We start from the raw sequence: 16,310 nt of genomic DNA, 5'->3' as shown, positions 1-16,310 counted from the left end.
GCCGCTCGTTGACGCAGCAGGGCGGAGGCGTAACGTGGAAAACGTGGAGTGGACCGCGTGGTTCGACGCGCCGGAGTACGAGTTCGCCCGGCAGGTGCTGCAGCGCAGCACCGCCACCCTGTATTTCGTGGCCTTCCTCTCCTCGCTGAACCAGTTCCCGGCCCTCCTCGGCGAGCGCGGCCTGTTGCCGGTGCCGGCGTATCTCGAGGGCTTCAACCGTCTGGGCCGGCCCAGCCTGTTCCGCTGGCGCTACTCGGACCGGCTGCTGCGGACGGTGTGCTGGAGCGGCATGGCCATTGCCGCCACGCTCATCGCCGGGCTGCCGCAGCTCGGGCCGCCGTGGGTTCCGCTCATCGCGTTCCTGGCCCTGTGGCTGTTGTACATGTCGATCGTGAACGTGGGGCAGACGTTCTACGGCTTCGGCTGGGAAATGCTGCTGCTGGAGGCCGGGTTCACGGTGGCCTTCCTTGGCTCCGACCAGACTCCCCCGCCCCGGACCATCCTGATCCTGCTGGTCTGGCTGGTGTTCCGGCTGGAGTTCGGGGCAGGCCTGATCAAGATCCGGGGCGGCCAGGAATGGCGGGACCTGACGGCGCTGTACTACCACCACGAGACCCAGCCGATGCCGGGGCCGCTGAGCCGGCAGGCCCACCTGCTCCCCAAGGCCTGGCACCGGCTGGAGGTCCTGGGCAACCACTTCGCCCAACTGGTGGTGCCCTTCTTCCTCTTTGCCCCGCAGCCCCTGGCCAGCGCCGCCGCCGGAATCATCATCTTCACCCAGCTGTGGCTGGTGGCGAGCGGAAATTTCGCCTGGCTGAACTGGATGGCGATCATCCTGGCCTTCGCGGCGGTCAGCGATCCCGTGGCGCACGCCGTGATTCCGGCGATCCCGCTGGACTGGCATGCGGCGTCCCCGTCCGCAGGAACCGGAGCAGGAGCGGCGGTGGGCGCAGCCGGGGTGGGCAGCCAGGCGCCGGTTCCTTGGCTGGTGGTGGTCCTGGTGGCCACCGTGCTGCTGGTGGTGCTCAGCTACCGGCCCATCGAGAACCTCTTCTCCCACCACCAGTTGATGAACGCATCCTTCAACCGCTGGCAGCTGGTCAACACCTACGGCGCGTTCGGCACCGTCACGAAGCGGCGGATCGAGATCGTGGTGGAGGGAACCCTCGACGAGGACCCCGGGGACGACGCGGACTGGCGGGAGTACGGGTTCAAGGGCAAGCCCGGCGACGTCCGGCGCATCCCGCGCCAGTACGCCCCATACCACCTGCGGCTGGACTGGCTGATGTGGTTCCTGCCGCTGCGTACCGTGCACGAGGAGTGGTTCTACGCGTTCCTGGCCAAACTGCTGGCGGCGGACCGGCCCACGCTGCGGCTGCTGCGCGACGACCCGTTCGCCGGCGGACGGCCGCACTGGATACGTGCCACCAGCTACCTCTACCATTTCTCCACCCGGGCCGAGTTCCGTGCGACGGGCCAGCGCTGGATCCGGACCCCGCTGTATGTCGTCATCCCGCCGTCGCGGCTCCCGGCGCCGCGCCCGACGTCGGAGGCGTGAGGCCCGGCGCGGTGCGGCCCGGCGCGGTGCGGCCCCGGGCGGTGCGTTCCCATGGGCCCGTTTACCGCAAATGGCCGGAATGAGTGTCGTCATTCCGGCCATTTGCGGCAATTCAGTCCAACGCCCGCGCTTAGACGGACACCTCTTCCTTCGCCGGCGCAGCCTCCAACGTTGCCTGGCGGCGGCGCAGCCACCACGAGGCGGCGAAGATCAGTGCCATGGAGACGTACACCACCAGGGCGAACGGCGAGGCGAACAGGGCCGTGGGGTCGTTTTGCGAGAGCTGCAGCGAGCGCCGCAACTGCACCTCGAACATCGGCCCCAGGATCATCGCCACCACCATGGGCGCCACGGGATAGCCGTAGCGGCGCATGAAGTAGCCCAGGATGCCCACCATCAGCAGGATGCCGACGTCGCTCGGGGAGAAGTTCACCGAGAACGCGCCGAGGGCGGCGAAGACCAGGATGCCGGCGTAGAGGTAGGGCCGCGGGATCTGCAGGATCTTCACCCACAGGCCCACCAGGGGCAGGTTCAGCACCAGGAGCATGAGGTTGCCGACGTACAGCGACGCGATCAGGGTCCAGACAAGCGCGCCCTGGTTTTCGAACAGGAGCGGGCCGGGCTGGATCTGGTAGCGCTGGAACGCCGTGAGCATCATGGCCGCCGTCGCCGTCGTCGGGATTCCGAGGGTCAGCAACGGCACCAGGACACCGGCGGCCGCGGCGTTGTTGGCCGCTTCCGGTCCGGCGACGCCTTCGATCGCGCCTTTGCCGAACTGGGCCTTGTTGGCGCCCTTGGCCAGCTTCCGCTCGGCGGCGTAGGACAGGAACGTGGAGACGTCCGCGCCGCCGGCCGGGACGGTGCCGATCGGGAACCCGATGAAGGTTCCACGCAGCCACGGCTTCCAGGACCGCTTCCAGTCCTCCTTGGACAGCCAGGCGTTCTTGCCCTTGCTGACCGGGATCAGCTCCACCGGGCCGTGCCGCAGCTTCGATGCGACATAAAGCGCCTCGCCGAGGGCAAAGAGGCCCACGGCCACGAGGACCATGTCGACGCCGTCCACCAGGGTGGGGTTGTCGAACGTGAAGCGCTGCTGGGCCGTGCTGTCATCGATGCCGATCAGGCCGATGAACAGCCCGAGCGCCAGGGATGCCAGGCCGCGCAGGACGGAGGCGCCCAGCAGCGCACCGACGGTCAGGAAGGCCACCACCATGAGGGCCACGTAGTCCACGGGGCCGAGGCCGACGGCGAAGTCGGCCACGACGGGCGCCAGGAAGGTCAGCAGGACCGTGGCGATGGTGCCCGCGATGAAGGATCCGATCGCCGCCGTCGCCAGGGCTGCCGCTCCCCTGCCGGCCTTGGCCATCTTGTTTCCTTCGAGCGCCGTGACGATCGAGGAGGACTCGCCCGGCGTGTTCAGCAGGATGGAGGTGGTGGAACCGCCGTACATGCCGCCGTAGTAGATCCCGGCGAACACGATCAACGCAGCCGCGGGGTCCAGGGCATAGGTGATGGGCATGAGCAGGGCCACGGTCATGGCGGGGCCAATGCCGGGCAGCACGCCGACGGCGGTGCCGACGAAGACCCCGCCCAGGGCGTAGAGCAGGTAGACGGGCTGCAGCGCGGTGCTGAATCCTTCGAGCAGGAGCATGAAGCTATCCATGGAAGAACGGCACCCCCTCGAACAGCGGCCCTGGCGGCAGGGACACGCCGAGCAGGCCGCCGAAGACGTACTGCAGCACCAGCGCCAGGATCACGGACACGGCGATCGCCTTCCAGAGGGGTTTGGCGTCCAGGGACCAGGCGGCACCGCTGAAGAGCACGGCGGCGGCCACCGGCCAGCCGGCCGGCTCGATCAGGAAGATGTGCAGCACCACGAAACCCACCAGTTTGGCCAGGGCAACCCAGTCGGTCTTTGCGGTCACGTCCAGGTCTTCGCTGTCCTCGGCCTGCCCGACTTTGCCGCGGAGGACCTGCAGGACCACCCCGGCGCCGCACAGCACCAGCAAGCCGCACACGATGTAGGGGAAGGCACGCGGGCCGATGCCGGTCTCCGACGGCGGGATCGGAATGGATCCCGCCGTCGCCAGGCCCGCGACGCCCACGCTGACGAACACGAGGGCGAACAGGATCTCCCCGGTCGGCCGTTTGGCGGGCGCCGCAGGGGGCGCCGCGGCGGGTGCAGACGTTGATGCGAGGTCAGACACTGTTACTTGACCAGGCCGATCTGGGTCAGGGTGGTCTTGACCTTGGCGATGTCCTCGGTCAGGAAGGTCTTGAAGCCGTCACCGGCCAGGAACGCGTCGTCCCAGTTGTTCTTGGTCAGGGTGGACTTCCAGGCCTCTGACGCGTGCAGCTTGGTGACGACGTCGGTCAGCTTCGCTCGCTGGGCGTCGTCGATGGACCCGGGGGCCACCACGCCGCGCCAGTTGGTCAGCACGACGTCGATCCCCTGGTCCTTGAGCGGCTTGATCCCGGGAAGCGCCGGGGCCTCGGCCTTTCCGGAGACGGCGAGCGCCCGGACCTTGCCGGCCTTGACCTGTTCGGCATACTCGCCCACGCCGGAGATGCCGGCCTGGACCTTGTTGCCGAGCAGCGCCGCGATGGACTCGCCGCCGCCGGAGTAGCCGATGTAGTTCAGCTTGTCCGCCTCCACGCCCTGGGATTTCAGGATCTGCCCGGCCAGGATGTGGTCCGCGCCCCCGGCCGAGCCACCCGTGATGGCCACGCCCTTGCCGTTGGCCTTGATGTCCGCGACGAGGTCGGCGACCGACTGGTATTTCGACGACGCCGGCACCACGAGAACCAGCGGCTCTTCAGTGAGCCGCGCGATCGGGGTGGTGTCTTCGAGCCGGGTCTTGGCGCCATTGGTCTCGACCGCACCCACCATGACGTAGCCCATCACCATGAGGGTGTTGACGTCCTTCTCGGTGGCGAGCTTGGCGAGGCCGTTGGTCCCGCCGCCGCCGCCAATGTTGGTGACCTGGGCGGAGGAGACGAGCTTGTTGGTCTGCAGGTCCTGCTGCATGGCACGTCCGGTCTGGTCCCAGCCACCGCCGGGGTTGGCCGGGACGATGATGCTGAGCTTCTTGATCGGATCGGCGCCCGCGGACCCGCCGGCAGCGGTGCCGGTTCCGCTTCCCGCGCAGGCGGACATGGCCAGGACGACTCCGGCGGCGCCGGCAATGAGGGCGGCGCGACGTGTGTGGGTGGGACGCGTGAAAGCGGGCCGCGTGAAAAAGTTCTGGGAAGTCATGGTTTCTCCTAGGGCGAATGTGATGCACATCATTGGAATCACGTCACTGACCCTAGGAGCGCCCGCCGAACGGCAACAGCATTTGGCCGTAGAGGTAGTAGTGGTCATATTGGTCACGGCACCGGCCGTCTTTTTGGCGGGCGGGCTGCGCCCCCAATGGGAAACTTGTGACATGTTTCACAAGATTCCCCTTCGGTTCCAGCTGGTCGCATTGCAGCTGGGCATCGTGCTGGCTGTCCTCACGGTGGTGGGGGCCGTGACCATCCGGATGCAGGAACAACAGCTCCGTGACGCCTACAAGGGCCGACTGATCGGCGTCGCCGAAAGTGTTGCCCAGCTGCCCTCGGTCATCAACGCGTTCGGCACATCGTCGCCGGCCCAGACAATCCAGCCGATCGCGGAAGTCATCCGGCAGGCATCCAACGTCACCTATGTGGTGGTGACGGACCGGCACGGGGTCCGTCAGTCGCACCCCAATCCGGCGGAAATCGGCCGGCCGGTCTCCACCGATCCGTCCGTGCCGCTGTCCGGGGAGATCTACGTGGGTACCCAGACGGGCACGCTCGGTGAGTCCTGGCGGGTGAAGGTTCCCATCTTCGATGCGGCCGGCGCCGTGATCGGCTCCGCATCCGTGGGGGTGCTGGAGAGCACCCTGGCCGCCGACCTCCATGAGGACATGCCGCAGCTGTTCGGCTGGCTGCTCGGCGCGGCACTGCTAAGTTCGCTGGGCGCGATGTATGTCTCGAAACTGGTGTGGCGGCGGATCTACAAACTCGAGCCCGAGGACATCGCTGCCCTGCTGGAAACGCGCGACGCCATGCTCCACGGCCTGGGTGAAGGACTGGTGGCCGTGGACGCCGACGGCAGGGTCGCGCTGGTCAACGATGAGGCACGCCGCCTGCTCGCCCTGGCAGGGGACATCACCGGGACCCCTGCAGCGGCAAGCCTGGAACCGGCGGTCCTCCGCTTGCTCTCGGCCGGGTCCGCCACGGAGGAACTGGTGCTCTCGGGTGAACGGATCCTGCTGGGCAAGGTCAATGCGGCCACCGTCGACGGCCGCGAAGTCGGCAAGGTGCTGATCCTGCGCGACCGCACGGAGCTCCACACCGTCCTGCGCGACCGCGACGGCGCCGTGGACGTGACGCAGGCACTCCGCGCCCAGGCGCACGAATTTGCCAACAAACTGCACGTCATCTCCGGGCTGCTGGAGCTTGGAAAGCAGGACAAAGCCATCGAATACCTGGGCCGCAGCCACAACGACGCCGTCTTCGCGAACCGGCCGCTGGCGGCCGGAATCACCGATCACGGGGTCCAGGCGCTGCTGATCGCCAAGTCCACGGTATGCGCCGAGCGCGGCATCGAGATCATCGTCAGCCCGGATTCGCTGTGCTCGGTTGATGACTCGGGCGACGTCATCACGGTGCTGGGCAACCTGATCGACAACGCTGTGGACGCTGCGGGTTACGACAGCACTGTTGCCATCCGGCTGGGCGAGAGCGCCGACGGCGGGCGGACCATCGTGGTGGAGGACGACGGACCCGGCGTCCCGGTTCCTGAACGCGCTAAAGTGTTCGAGCCCGGCGTGACCAGCAAGGAGTCCGAGGGAATCAACAGCCGCGGGTTTGGGCTGGCCCTGGTCCAGCGGGTTGCCCTCCGGCGCGGAGGCCGGGCGGCAGTATCCTCATCGGCGTTGGGCGGAGCCTGCTTCTCGGTAGTGCTCAGAACAAAAGAGGCGGAACTACAAAACCAATGAACGCCATACGCACCCTCATCATTGACGATGACGTAGCAGTGGCCGGGATCCATCACGGGTTCCTGCTGGCACGCGGCGGCTTCGACGTCGTGGCCATGGCCCACACCGGGCAGCAGGGCATCGATCTGGCCGCGGAGCTGGGCCCGGAGCTGGTGTTGCTGGACATCCATCTGCCGGACATGTCCGGCCTGGACGTCCTGCAGCGGCTGCGCGCGCGCCGGCGGCCCGTGGATGTCCTCGTGATCACCGCGTCCCGGGAGCTTGACACGGTCCGCGGCGCGATGGCCGGCGGGGTGCTGCACTACCTGGTCAAGCCCTTCTCCTCGCAGGCACTGAACGAACGGCTCGACGAGTACGTCATGCTGCGGGACGATCTGGCCTCCGGCGCTTCCGGGCCGCTTGACCAGGCGAGCATCGACCGCCTGGTGGCGCCCTCCCGCCGGTCCGCGGTGGCGGAAACCCCGGCGGGTCAGCCCGCCCAGCCAGACCAGGCCGCCGTACGGCTGCCCAAGGGACTGTCGCGCCCCACCCTGGACGCGGTCATCGAGGCACTGAAGGCCAGTCCGGAGGACGTCTCCGCGGCCGGCCTGGCGCTGCAACTGGGCCTGTCCCGGGTCAGCGCCCGCCGCTACCTCGAGTACCTCGTGGTTCACGGCCATGCCCGGCTGACGCCCCGGTACGGAGCCGCGGGCCGGCCGGAGAACCGTTACCTCTGGCGCCGCTGAACATGTCCGGTTCTTGGAGTCAGCACTGAGCATGTCCAGTTCTTGAAGGCCGCACTGAGCAAGTCCAGTTCATGACGGCCACACTGAGCATGTCCAGTTCATTACGGCCACACTGAGCATGTCCAGTTCATGACGGCCACACTGAGCATGTCCAGTTCATGACGGCCACACGGGACACGTAGCACAAATGCGTGGCACGGGCCTGGGGTTGGGCGGCACAGGGCACCCATTTGACGCAGATGGCCGCAATAGGATCAGCCAATCCGGCCATCTGTGGCGAATCGACGAAGTCCAGCCCGGCAGAGTCCCACCTCGGCAGCCACGAAGTTGCCCGGCGCCAGCCCCGGGACGCCGGCAGCCGCCCAGGGACCCCTCGGCACAAGGCCCCGGAGAATGGGCGAGGATTCAGAGCCACAGGGCACCCATTTGACGCAGATGGCCGCAATACGATCAGCCAATCCGGCCATCTGTGACGAATCGACGAAGTCCAGCCCGGCAGAGTCCCACCTCGGCACCCACGAAGTTGCCCGGCGCCAGCCCCGGGACGCCGGCAGCCACCCAGGGACCCCTCGGCACAAGGCCCCGGAGAATGGTCGAGGATTCAGAGCCACAGGGCACCCAATTGACGCAGATGGCCGCAATACGATCAGCCAATCCGGCCATCTGTGGCGAATCGACGAGTTTCACACGGCAGAGCTTCACCCGGGCACACGTTGGTTGGCACACGCTGGTGGCACACGTTGGTTTGCACGTGTCGGTGGGCATCCGGCCCGCGGTCAGGACCCGACGCGGCCCGCGCGGCGCAGTGTGGACGCGGCGTGCTTGAGGATGGGCCCGTCGACCATCTTGCCCTTGAACTGGAAGACGCCCGAGCCTGCCGCGGAGGCGGCATCGAGCAACTCCGCGGCTGCCGAGACGTCGGCCTCCGAGGGTGCATAGGCTTCGCGGACCACGGCCACCTGGTCCGGATGGATGCAGGCCTTGGACGAGAATCCGGACGCCACCGCGTCACGTGATTCAAGTGCCAGTCCGGCCAGATCCGGGATGTTGACGTAGACGGCGTCGATCGCGTCCTTGCCGAAGGCGCCGGCGGCCAGCAGCACGCTGGAACGGGCGTGCAGCGCGACGGCCCGGTAGCTGCCGTCCTCCGCCCGGCTGGAGGTTCCGCCGAGCGATGCCAGCAGGTCCTCCGCACCCCACATCAGGGCCACCACGTTGGGCTCGGCGGCGATGGCGGCGGCGTTGAGGACGCCGGCGGCCGTCTCGCAGAGGGCAATCACGCTGTAGCCCTCGAGTTCCCTCAGCTGGGCAGCGCTCTCCGCCTTGGCCAGCATGATGTGCCGGTAGGGCGTGTGCTTGAGGCAGTGCAGGTCCTTCTCGAACTCGTCCGTGCCGGCCGGGTTGACCCGGACGATCGTGCGGGACGGATCCAGTTCCGGGACGTCGCCGGTGGCGCCAAGCTGGGCAAGGATGGCGCCGCGGGCCCGCTGCTTGTCGGCAGGGGCGACGGCGTCCTCAAGGTCCACGATCACGGTATCGGCGCGTTCCGCGGCTTTTTGGTACCGCTCGGGGCGGTCGGCGGGGCAGAACAGCAGGGCAGGGCCCATCAGGAAACTCATGTCTCTATTCTCCCCTTTTGCGCCGCTTCCAGCTCGGCAGCGGCGTGGGCCTCGCGTGTCCACATCAGGCAGCTGCGGGCGGCGAGCGCCACCACGTCCCCGTGCTGGTTCCGTCCGGTGTGCTGCATGGTCACGATGCCCTGCCCCGGGCGGGACGCGGACAGCCTCTTCCCGGTCACCACCGTCTCCGTGTACAGGGTGTCCCCGTGGTACAGCGGGTGCGGAAAAGACACATCCGTCAGGCCGAGCTGGGCGATGATGGTGCCCTGGGTCAGCTGCGGCACGGACTGGCCCACCACGGTGGCCAGGGTGAACATCGAATTCATCAGCCGCTGGCCGAACGGCTGCCCGGCGCTCCAGGCCGCGTCGAGGTGCAGGGCCTGGGTGTTCATGGTCATGGTGGTGAACAGGACGTTATCCGTCTCCGTGAGCGTCCGGCCCGGCCGGTGGGCGTAGACCACGCCCTCCTCCAGCTCATCGAAATAGAGGCCGCGCTGCTCGATCACCCGGGGGGTGCCGGTACCCGGGTGCGCGCCCGTGCCCGGTGAAGTCGTGCCTGCATCACTCATACGGTCAGTTCCTGGTCTTCCTCAAAGAGTTCGGCTCCGGTGGCCGCCACGACGTCCTCCACAGACACGTTCGGCGCCAGTTCGCGCAGCACCAGCCGGGACTTCCCGCCCTCGGTCACGACGTCGATCACGGCGAGGTCGGTGATGATCCGGTCCACGCAGCCCTTGCCGGTCAACGGCAGCGTGCAGGTTTCCACGATTTTCGGCTTGCCGTTGCGGTCCACGTGATCCATCATCACGATCACCTTCTTGGCCCCGAACACCAGGTCCATCGCGCCGCCCATGCCCTTGACCATCTTGCCCGGGATCATCCAGTTGGCGAGGTCGCCGTTGACGGCGACCTCCATCGCGCCGAGCACGGCCACGTCGACGTGCCCGCCCCGGATCATGCCGAAGGAGGCGGCGGAATCGAAGAACGCCGCGCCCTTGTTGACCGTGACGGTTTCCTTGCCGGCATTGATCAGGTCCGGGTCGACTTCATCCTCGGCCGGGTACGGCCCGACGCCCAGGATGCCGTTTTCCGAATGCAGCACCACCTCGACGCCGGCCGGAATGTAGTTGGGTATCAGCGTCGGCATGCCGATGCCGAGGTTGACGTACTGGCCGTTGTGCAGTTCCTGTGCCACGCGGGCCGCGAGTTCATTGCGGGTCCAGCCCTTGCCCTCAGTACCGGCGTCGTGTTCGACGGCGGAGCGCCGGTATTCGTGGCGCACGGCCTCGGGACGGGGCGGGGCCTCTGCGGCTTTGTTCGTTTCCACGGCTAGGCTCCTGCCTGCTCTGGCGACAGTTTTGGTGCGCCGGAGGCACCGGCGGCCACCGCAACCGTCCGCTTCTCAATGCGTTTCTCACCCTGTGGGGCGAGAACCACGCGCTGGACGAAGATCCCTGGGACGTGGACGTGCTCCGGGTCCAGCTCCCCCGGCTGCACGAGTTCCTCGACCTCGGCGATGGTGATCTTCCCTGCCATGGCGCACAGCGGGTTGAAGTTCATGGCCGTGGCGTGGAAGACGAGGTTGCCGTGGCGGTCACCCTTCCAGGCGTGCACGAGGCCGAAGTCGGGCGTCAGCGATTCCTCCAGCACGTAGTCGGCGCCGTGGAAGCTGCGGACTTCCTTGGGCGCGGAGGCAATCGCGACGTTGCCCTCGGCGTCGTACTTCTGCGGCAGCCCGCCGTCGGACACCTGGGTGCCGACGCCGGCCGGGGTGTAGAACGCCGGGATGCCCGCGCCGCCGGCGCGCAGCTTTTCGGCCAGCGTGCCCTGCGGGGTGAGGACCACCTCCAGCTCGCCGGAAAGGTATTGCCGGGCGAACTCCTTGTTCTCCCCCACGTAGGAGCTGATGGTGCGCCGGATCCGGCCGTCCTTGAGCAGGATCCCGAGGCCCCAGTCGTCGACGCCGCAGTTGTTGCTGACGGTTTCCAGGTCCGTGGCACCGCGCTCATGCAGGGCCTCGATCAGCGTCACGGGAATGCCGCACAGCCCGAACCCGCCGACGGCGAGGGAGGCGCCGTCGTGAATGTCCGCGACAGCCTCGGCGGCGCTGGCAACAACTTTGTTGATCATCGGTGATCCTTCCGGCCGGCTACAGTCCCAGTTCGCGGGCGATCAGCATCAGCTGGACCTCCGTGGTGCCCTCGCCGACTTCAAGGATCTTGGAGTCGCGGTAGTGGCGCGCCACGGTGAATTCGTTGATGAAGCCATAGCCGCCGAACACCTGGGTGGCGTCCCGCGCGTTGTCCATGGCTGCCTCGCCTGCGACCATCTTAGCGATGGCCGCCTGCGTCTTGAACGGCTTGCCGGCAAGCATCCGGGCGGCCGCGTCGTAGTAGGCCAGGCGGGCCGTGTGGGCGCGGGCTTCCATCCGGGCGATCTTAAATGCGATGGCCTGGTATTTGCCGATGTTCTGCCCGAACGCGCTGCGTTCCTTGGCGTATTTCACCGACTGGTCCACGCAGCCCTGGGCCGCGCCGACGGCCAGGGCCGCGATCGCGATCCGGCCTTCGTCCAGGATGGAGAGGAAGTTGGCGTAGCCGCGGCCCTGGGTGCCGAGCAGGTTCTCCTCGGGGACGTGGACGTTGTTGAACGTCAGCGGGTGGGTGTCCGAGGCGTTCCAGCCGACCTTGTTGTAGGCCTTTTCCGCTGTGAAGCCCGGAGTGTTGGTGGGCACCAGGATGGTGGAGATTTCCTTCTTGATGCTGCCGTCCGCGCGTTCCTCCTGGCCGGTCACCGCGGTGACGGTGACGAGCCTGGTGATGTCCGTGCCGGAGTTGGTGATGAACTCCTTGTTGCCGTTGATGACCCACTCACCACCGCCCAGCTTGGCGGTGGTCTTGGTGCCGCCGGCGTCCGAGCCGGCTTCCGGCTCGGTCAGGCCGAAGCCGGCGAGCGCCTTGCCGGAGGCCAGCAGCGGCAGCCATTCCTGCTTCTGCGCCTCATTCCCGAAGCGGTGGATCGGCATCGCACCGAGCGAGACGCCGGCCTCGAGGGTGATCGCGACAGACTGGTCCACCCGGCCGAGCTGTTCCAGGGCCAGGGCCAGGGCGAAGTAGTCCCCGCCCATGCCGCCGAACTCTTCCGGGAAGGGCAGGCCGAACAGGCCCATGTCCGCCATCTGGGAGACGACCTCGTAGGGGAAGCTGTGCTCTTCGTCGTGCTTGGCGGAGACCGGGGCCACCACTTCGTCGGCGAATTCGCGGACGGTGTCGCTAAGGATCTGGTAGTCCTCGCTGAGTTCAAAATCTGCCATGGGGTGACTCCTGTTTCTGAGGTACATCGGTGGTCTGTTGAAAGGTGTTGGGTGTGCCGGGGTTGGTGTGCCGTGGTGGAGGCGGTGGGATCAGTGCGGTTCGGTCATTCGGCCGCGCCCATCGCGATGACGGCTTCCTCGATCGTGTCCTCCGCTTTCGAGGGTTCAGTCGGAACAGAGGGGTGGATCGTTGCCACCACCTGATCGGCCTTGACGAGGTCGCCGGAGCCGACGCTGATGTGGACGGTTCCGTCCAGGGGCGCCACGAGCTGGTGCTCCATCTTCATGGCTTCCACCGAGAGCAGGACCTGGCCGGCCTCCACGGCGTCGCCGTTGCCGACGGACACCGACACCACGGTGCCGGGCATCGGCGAGCGCACCGCCGGGTCGGCGGCGCCTTCCTCGCGTTCGATCGCGGCCAGCACCCGGGCGAGCCGGGTCTCCCGGGTGAGCACCTCGAGCCGGCAGGACCAGCCCTCGTTGCCGAGGAACACTTCCGTTGGCATCGGGTTGCCGGGGCCAGGGGGGACGGGCCCGCGGTGGACAGGCGCCAGCGCGTAGCTGCGGGATTCGTCGCCCAGAGTCAACTCCGCGGTGCCTCGCTTGGTGGACCGAAATGATGCCGGGCGTCGCGGGCCGCCGTTGACTGCCACGGTCGCCGTCCCCCGCGCCAAGGAGCCGGATACCTGCACCGTGGCGATACCGCCGTCGGGGGTCCCCAGGCTGATCCGGCGCGGGGCAGCTGCACCGAGCCGCCACCCGTTACCGAGATGCCAGGGGCCTGTCCCGGCGTCCTGCGTTTCATGCTCGTGCATCGCAGCGGCGAAGACGGCAGCAGCGGCCACCTCGAAGTCGCCCGGGTGCCGGAAGGAGAACTCCGGCATTTTCCGTTCGATCAGGCCGGTGTCGAGCCGTCCGGCGCGGACGTCGGCGTCGTTGATCAGCAGCCGCAGGTATTCGACGTTGGTGTCGATGCCCAGCGCGGTATACCCGGCGAGCGCCTCATCGAGGGTGTCCAAAGCCTCAGCCCGGTCCTCGCCCCACGCGATGACCTTGGAAATCATCGGGTCGTAGCTGCTCGAGATTTGGAGGCCCTCCAGCAGGGCCGAGTCGACACGGACCTTGCCACTCGCGGTGTCCGGCAGTTCGTCCAGCAGCACGACCTGTCCGATGGACGGCAGGAAGTTCTTCTCTGGCACCTCAGCGTAGACGCGTGCCTCCACCGAGTGGCCGGTCAGCACGACGTCGGCCTGGGTCACCGTGAGTTCCTCGCCGGCGGCGATGCGCACCTGCCATTCGACGAGGTCAATGCCGGTGACCATCTCGGTGACGGGGTGTTCGACCTGCAGGCGGGTGTTCATCTCCATGAAGAAGAACTCGTCCGGGGCGGCGTCCGAGACCAGGAATTCCACGGTCCCGGCGCCGGAGTAGTGGACGCTGCGCGCGGCCTGGCAGGCGGCTTCGCCGATCCGGGCGCGGATCTCCGCCCCGTCGGGCAGGGATTCCAGCAGCGGGGACGGTGCTTCCTCGATGACCTTCTGGTGGCGGCGCTGCAGCGAGCACTCGCGCTCCCCGAGGTGGATGACGTTGCCGTGGTTGTCCGCCAGGATCTGGACCTCGATGTGCCGCGGGGTGAGCACGAGCCGTTCCAGGAACAAGGTGTCGTCGCCGAAAGCACTCGCGGCGACCCGGCGTGCGGTGGCCAGGGTGGCTTCCAGGTCCTCGGCGCGTTCGACGATGTGCATGCCCTTGCCGCCGCCGCCGGCGGAGGGCTTGATCAGCAACGGGAAGCCGACGCCGGCCGCGGCCTCGATCAGCTGCGCGTCGGTCATGCCGGGTTCAGCGATGCCCGGGACCACGGGGACGCCGTAGCCGGTGACGTGGTTCTTGGAGCGGATCTTGTCGCCCATGACGTTCAGGGATTCGACGCCGGGGCCGATGAACGTGATGCCGGCGGCTTCGAGGGCGCGGGCAAAGTCGACGTTCTCGCTCAGGAAGCCGTAGCCGGGGTGCACGGCCTCGGCGCCGGTGTCGCGGCAGGCCTGGATGATGGCCTCGATCTTGAGGTAGCTCTCGGTGGCCGCGGCGGGCCCGATCCGGACCGCCAAGTCGGCTTCCCGCACGTGCCGCGCGTCGGCGTCGGCGTCGGAATAGACGGCGACCGAACGGATGCCCAGGGCGCGCAGGGTCCGGATGACGCGGCAGGCGATTTCGCCGCGGTTGGCGACGAGCACGGTGCCGAACAGCGGGGTGCCGGTTGTGGGGGTGGCTGGAGGAGTGGCCACGGAAGGCGTGGTGGGCGAAGAGATGGTCGGCGAAGAAAGATTCATGGCTGGCTCACATCCGGAAGAGGCCGAAGGAAGTCTCCGGCAGCGGGGTGCGGGAGACGACGTCGAGCGCCAGTCCCAGGACGGTGCGGGTGTCCGCGGGGTCGATCACGCCGTCGTCCCAGAGGCGGGCGGTGGAGTAGTAAGGGCTGCCCTGGTCCTCGTACTGCTGCTTGATGGGGGCCTTGAAGGCTTCCTCGTCCGCGGCGGACCATTCCTCGCCGCGGGCCTCGTACTGGTCCCGCTTCACGGTGGCGAGCACGCTGGAGGCCTGGTTGCCGCCCATGACGGAGATCCGCGACGCCGGCCACATCCAGAGGAAGCGCGGGGAGTAGGCGCGTCCGCACATTGAGTAGTTGCCGGCGCCAAAGGACCCGCCGATCACGACCGTCAGCTTGGGGACCCTGGCGGTGGCGACGGCGGTGACCATCTTGGCGCCATTCTTGGCGATGCCGCCCTGCTCGTAGTCCTTGCCGACCATGAAGCCGGAGAGGTTCTGCAGGAAGATCAGCGGGATGCCACGCTGGTCGCACAGTTCGATGAAGTGCGCGCCCTTGAGCGAGGACTCGCTGAACAGCACGCCGTTGTTCGCCACGATGCCCACCGGGTGGCCGTGCAGCTTGGCGAAGCCCGTGACCAGGGTGGTGCCGTAGTTCTTCTTGAACTCATGGAACCGGCTGCCATCGACCAGCCGGGCGATGACCTCACGCACGTCGTACTGGGCGTTGACGTCCGTGGGCACGGCACCGTAGAGCTCATCCGGGTCGGCAACGGGCTCGACGACGGTGTCCACGTCCCAGACTGGCGCGGCAGGCTTCGGCAGGGTGGAGACGATGTCCCGGACGATCTGGAGGGCATGCTCATCGTTCTCGGCCAGGTGGTCCGTGACCCCGGAGATCTTCGAGTGCACGTCGCCTCCGCCGAGTTCCTCCGCCGTGACGATCTCGCCGATCGCGGCCTTCACCAGCGGCGGGCCGCCCAGGAAGATGGTGCCCTGGTTGCGGACAATCACGGTCTCGTCGCTCATCGCCGGAACGTAGGCGCCGCCGGCGGTGCAGGAGCCCATGACCGAGGCGATCTGCGGGATCTTCGCCGCGGACATCCTCGCCTGGTTGAAGAAGATCCGGCCGAAGTGTTCCTTGTCCGGGAAGACCTCGTCCTGCTTGGGCAGGAACGCCCCGCCGGAGTCCACGAGGTAGATGCAGGGCAGCCGGTTCTCCAGGGCGATTTCCTGCGCGCGGAGGTGCTTCTTCACCGTCATCGGATAATACGTGCCGCCTTTGACCGTGGCGTCGTTGGAAATGACCAGCACCTGGCGGCCGTGCACCAGCCCGATGCCGGCAATGACGCCGGCACCGGGCGAGTCGCCGTCGTACATGCCGTCCGCGGCCAGCGGGGCGATCTCCAGGAAGGGGCTGCCATCGTCGAGCAGCTGGTCAATGCGCTCGCGCGGCAGGAGCTTGCCGCGCGCCACGTGGCGTTCCCGGGACTTCGCGGGCCCGCCCAGCGCGGCGGTGGCGAGCCGTTCCCTCAGCTCGCCGGCCAGCCCCAGTTGGGCCTCCCGGTTCGCGGCGTAGGCGGTGCTCGTCGCATCCACCCGGCTGGCGATTGTCTCCATTGACTGTTTCCGTTCCCTGACCTGCGCGGACTTGCGCGCCGGAGCGGCAACTCAGGCCGCCCGACTATTTCGGTTAGTACCGCATAACTGAGATTTAGGTTAGTCTCTATTAACTGTGATGTCCAACACAGGGATCATTTT

At 67.6% G+C, this 16,310-nt stretch carries 13 protein-coding genes; 3 read left to right on the top strand and 10 right to left on the bottom strand.

Going from position 1 to position 16,310, the window contains the following annotated elements; translation table 11 throughout:
• Nucleotides 1-43 precede the first annotated feature (43 nt).
• The gene (locus AC1D1A_RS11780) at nucleotides 44-1,558 is read left to right on the top strand and encodes a lipase maturation factor family protein (protein ID WP_476856461.1); all 1,515 of its coding nucleotides are present in this window, start codon (nucleotides 44-46) and stop codon (nucleotides 1,556-1,558) included.
• A 130-nt stretch (nucleotides 1,559-1,688) separates the two neighbouring features.
• On the opposite strand, the gene AC1D1A_RS11775 is transcribed toward AC1D1A_RS11780, so the two are convergent.
• From AC1D1A_RS11775 to AC1D1A_RS11765, 3 genes are read right to left on the bottom strand one after another with little or no spacing between them, the layout of a single operon-like run.
• Nucleotides 1,689-3,221: a tripartite tricarboxylate transporter permease gene (locus AC1D1A_RS11775; protein WP_476947790.1), complete on the bottom strand. Its 1,533-nt coding sequence runs from the start codon at nucleotides 3,219-3,221 to the stop codon at nucleotides 1,689-1,691.
• The gene (locus AC1D1A_RS11770; protein ID WP_230009576.1) at nucleotides 3,214-3,765 is read right to left on the bottom strand and encodes a tripartite tricarboxylate transporter TctB family protein; all 552 of its coding nucleotides are present in this window, start codon (nucleotides 3,763-3,765) and stop codon (nucleotides 3,214-3,216) included. Before AC1D1A_RS11770 ends, AC1D1A_RS11775 begins: the two co-directional genes overlap by 8 nt.
• 2 nt (nucleotides 3,766-3,767) lie before the next feature.
• Entirely contained in the window at nucleotides 3,768-4,814 is a 1,047-nt protein-coding gene (locus AC1D1A_RS11765) for a Bug family tripartite tricarboxylate transporter substrate binding protein (protein ID WP_476849412.1), read from the bottom strand.
• Nucleotides 4,815-4,986: 172 nt separating this feature from the next.
• Between AC1D1A_RS11765 and AC1D1A_RS11760 the strand changes: the two genes are divergently transcribed.
• On the top strand, nucleotides 4,987-6,567 hold the full coding sequence (locus tag AC1D1A_RS11760; protein ID WP_476856463.1) for an ATP-binding protein: 1,581 nt from the start codon (nucleotides 4,987-4,989) through the stop codon (nucleotides 6,565-6,567).
• Nucleotides 6,564-7,292: a response regulator gene (locus AC1D1A_RS11755; protein ID WP_476849410.1), complete on the top strand. Its 729-nt coding sequence runs from the start codon at nucleotides 6,564-6,566 to the stop codon at nucleotides 7,290-7,292. The genes AC1D1A_RS11760 and AC1D1A_RS11755 overlap by 4 nt, the downstream gene beginning before the upstream one ends.
• Before the next feature lie 776 nt (nucleotides 7,293-8,068).
• Here the strand turns inward: AC1D1A_RS11755 and AC1D1A_RS11750 are convergent.
• The 7 genes from AC1D1A_RS11750 to AC1D1A_RS11720 form a co-directional block, all read right to left on the bottom strand.
• Complete coding sequence (locus tag AC1D1A_RS11750; RefSeq protein WP_079551424.1) at nucleotides 8,069-8,911, bottom strand: HpcH/HpaI aldolase/citrate lyase family protein; 843 nt, start codon at nucleotides 8,909-8,911, stop codon at nucleotides 8,069-8,071.
• Nucleotides 8,908-9,480 (bottom strand): MaoC family dehydratase, encoded by a 573-nt coding sequence (locus AC1D1A_RS11745; protein WP_230007337.1) that lies wholly within the window; start codon nucleotides 9,478-9,480, stop codon nucleotides 8,908-8,910. The genes AC1D1A_RS11750 and AC1D1A_RS11745 overlap by 4 nt, the downstream gene beginning before the upstream one ends.
• Nucleotides 9,477-10,238 (bottom strand): CoA transferase subunit B, encoded by a 762-nt coding sequence (locus AC1D1A_RS11740; RefSeq protein WP_223914040.1) that lies wholly within the window; start codon nucleotides 10,236-10,238, stop codon nucleotides 9,477-9,479. The genes AC1D1A_RS11745 and AC1D1A_RS11740 overlap by 4 nt, the downstream gene beginning before the upstream one ends.
• A 2-nt stretch (nucleotides 10,239-10,240) precedes the next feature.
• Entirely contained in the window at nucleotides 10,241-11,041 is an 801-nt protein-coding gene (locus AC1D1A_RS11735; RefSeq protein WP_476947789.1) for a CoA transferase subunit A, read from the bottom strand.
• Between the two features lie 19 nt (nucleotides 11,042-11,060).
• On the bottom strand, nucleotides 11,061-12,224 hold the full coding sequence (locus AC1D1A_RS11730; RefSeq protein ID WP_223914042.1) for an acyl-CoA dehydrogenase family protein: 1,164 nt from the start codon (nucleotides 12,222-12,224) through the stop codon (nucleotides 11,061-11,063).
• A gap of 104 nt (nucleotides 12,225-12,328) precedes the next feature.
• Complete coding sequence (locus AC1D1A_RS11725) at nucleotides 12,329-14,554, bottom strand: acetyl/propionyl/methylcrotonyl-CoA carboxylase subunit alpha (RefSeq protein WP_476947788.1); 2,226 nt, start codon at nucleotides 14,552-14,554, stop codon at nucleotides 12,329-12,331.
• A 7-nt stretch (nucleotides 14,555-14,561) separates the two neighbouring features.
• Nucleotides 14,562-16,169, bottom strand: coding sequence for a carboxyl transferase domain-containing protein (locus AC1D1A_RS11720; RefSeq protein ID WP_476849404.1), 1,608 nt, complete (start codon nucleotides 16,167-16,169; stop codon nucleotides 14,562-14,564).
• Between the last annotated feature and the right edge of the window lie 141 nt (nucleotides 16,170-16,310).

The sequence above is a fragment of the Arthrobacter sp. P1_B9 genome (genome assembly GCF_056406495.1).
The sequence above is the reverse complement of the archived record's forward strand: the minus strand, read 5'-3'. Positions and strand labels throughout refer to the sequence as shown.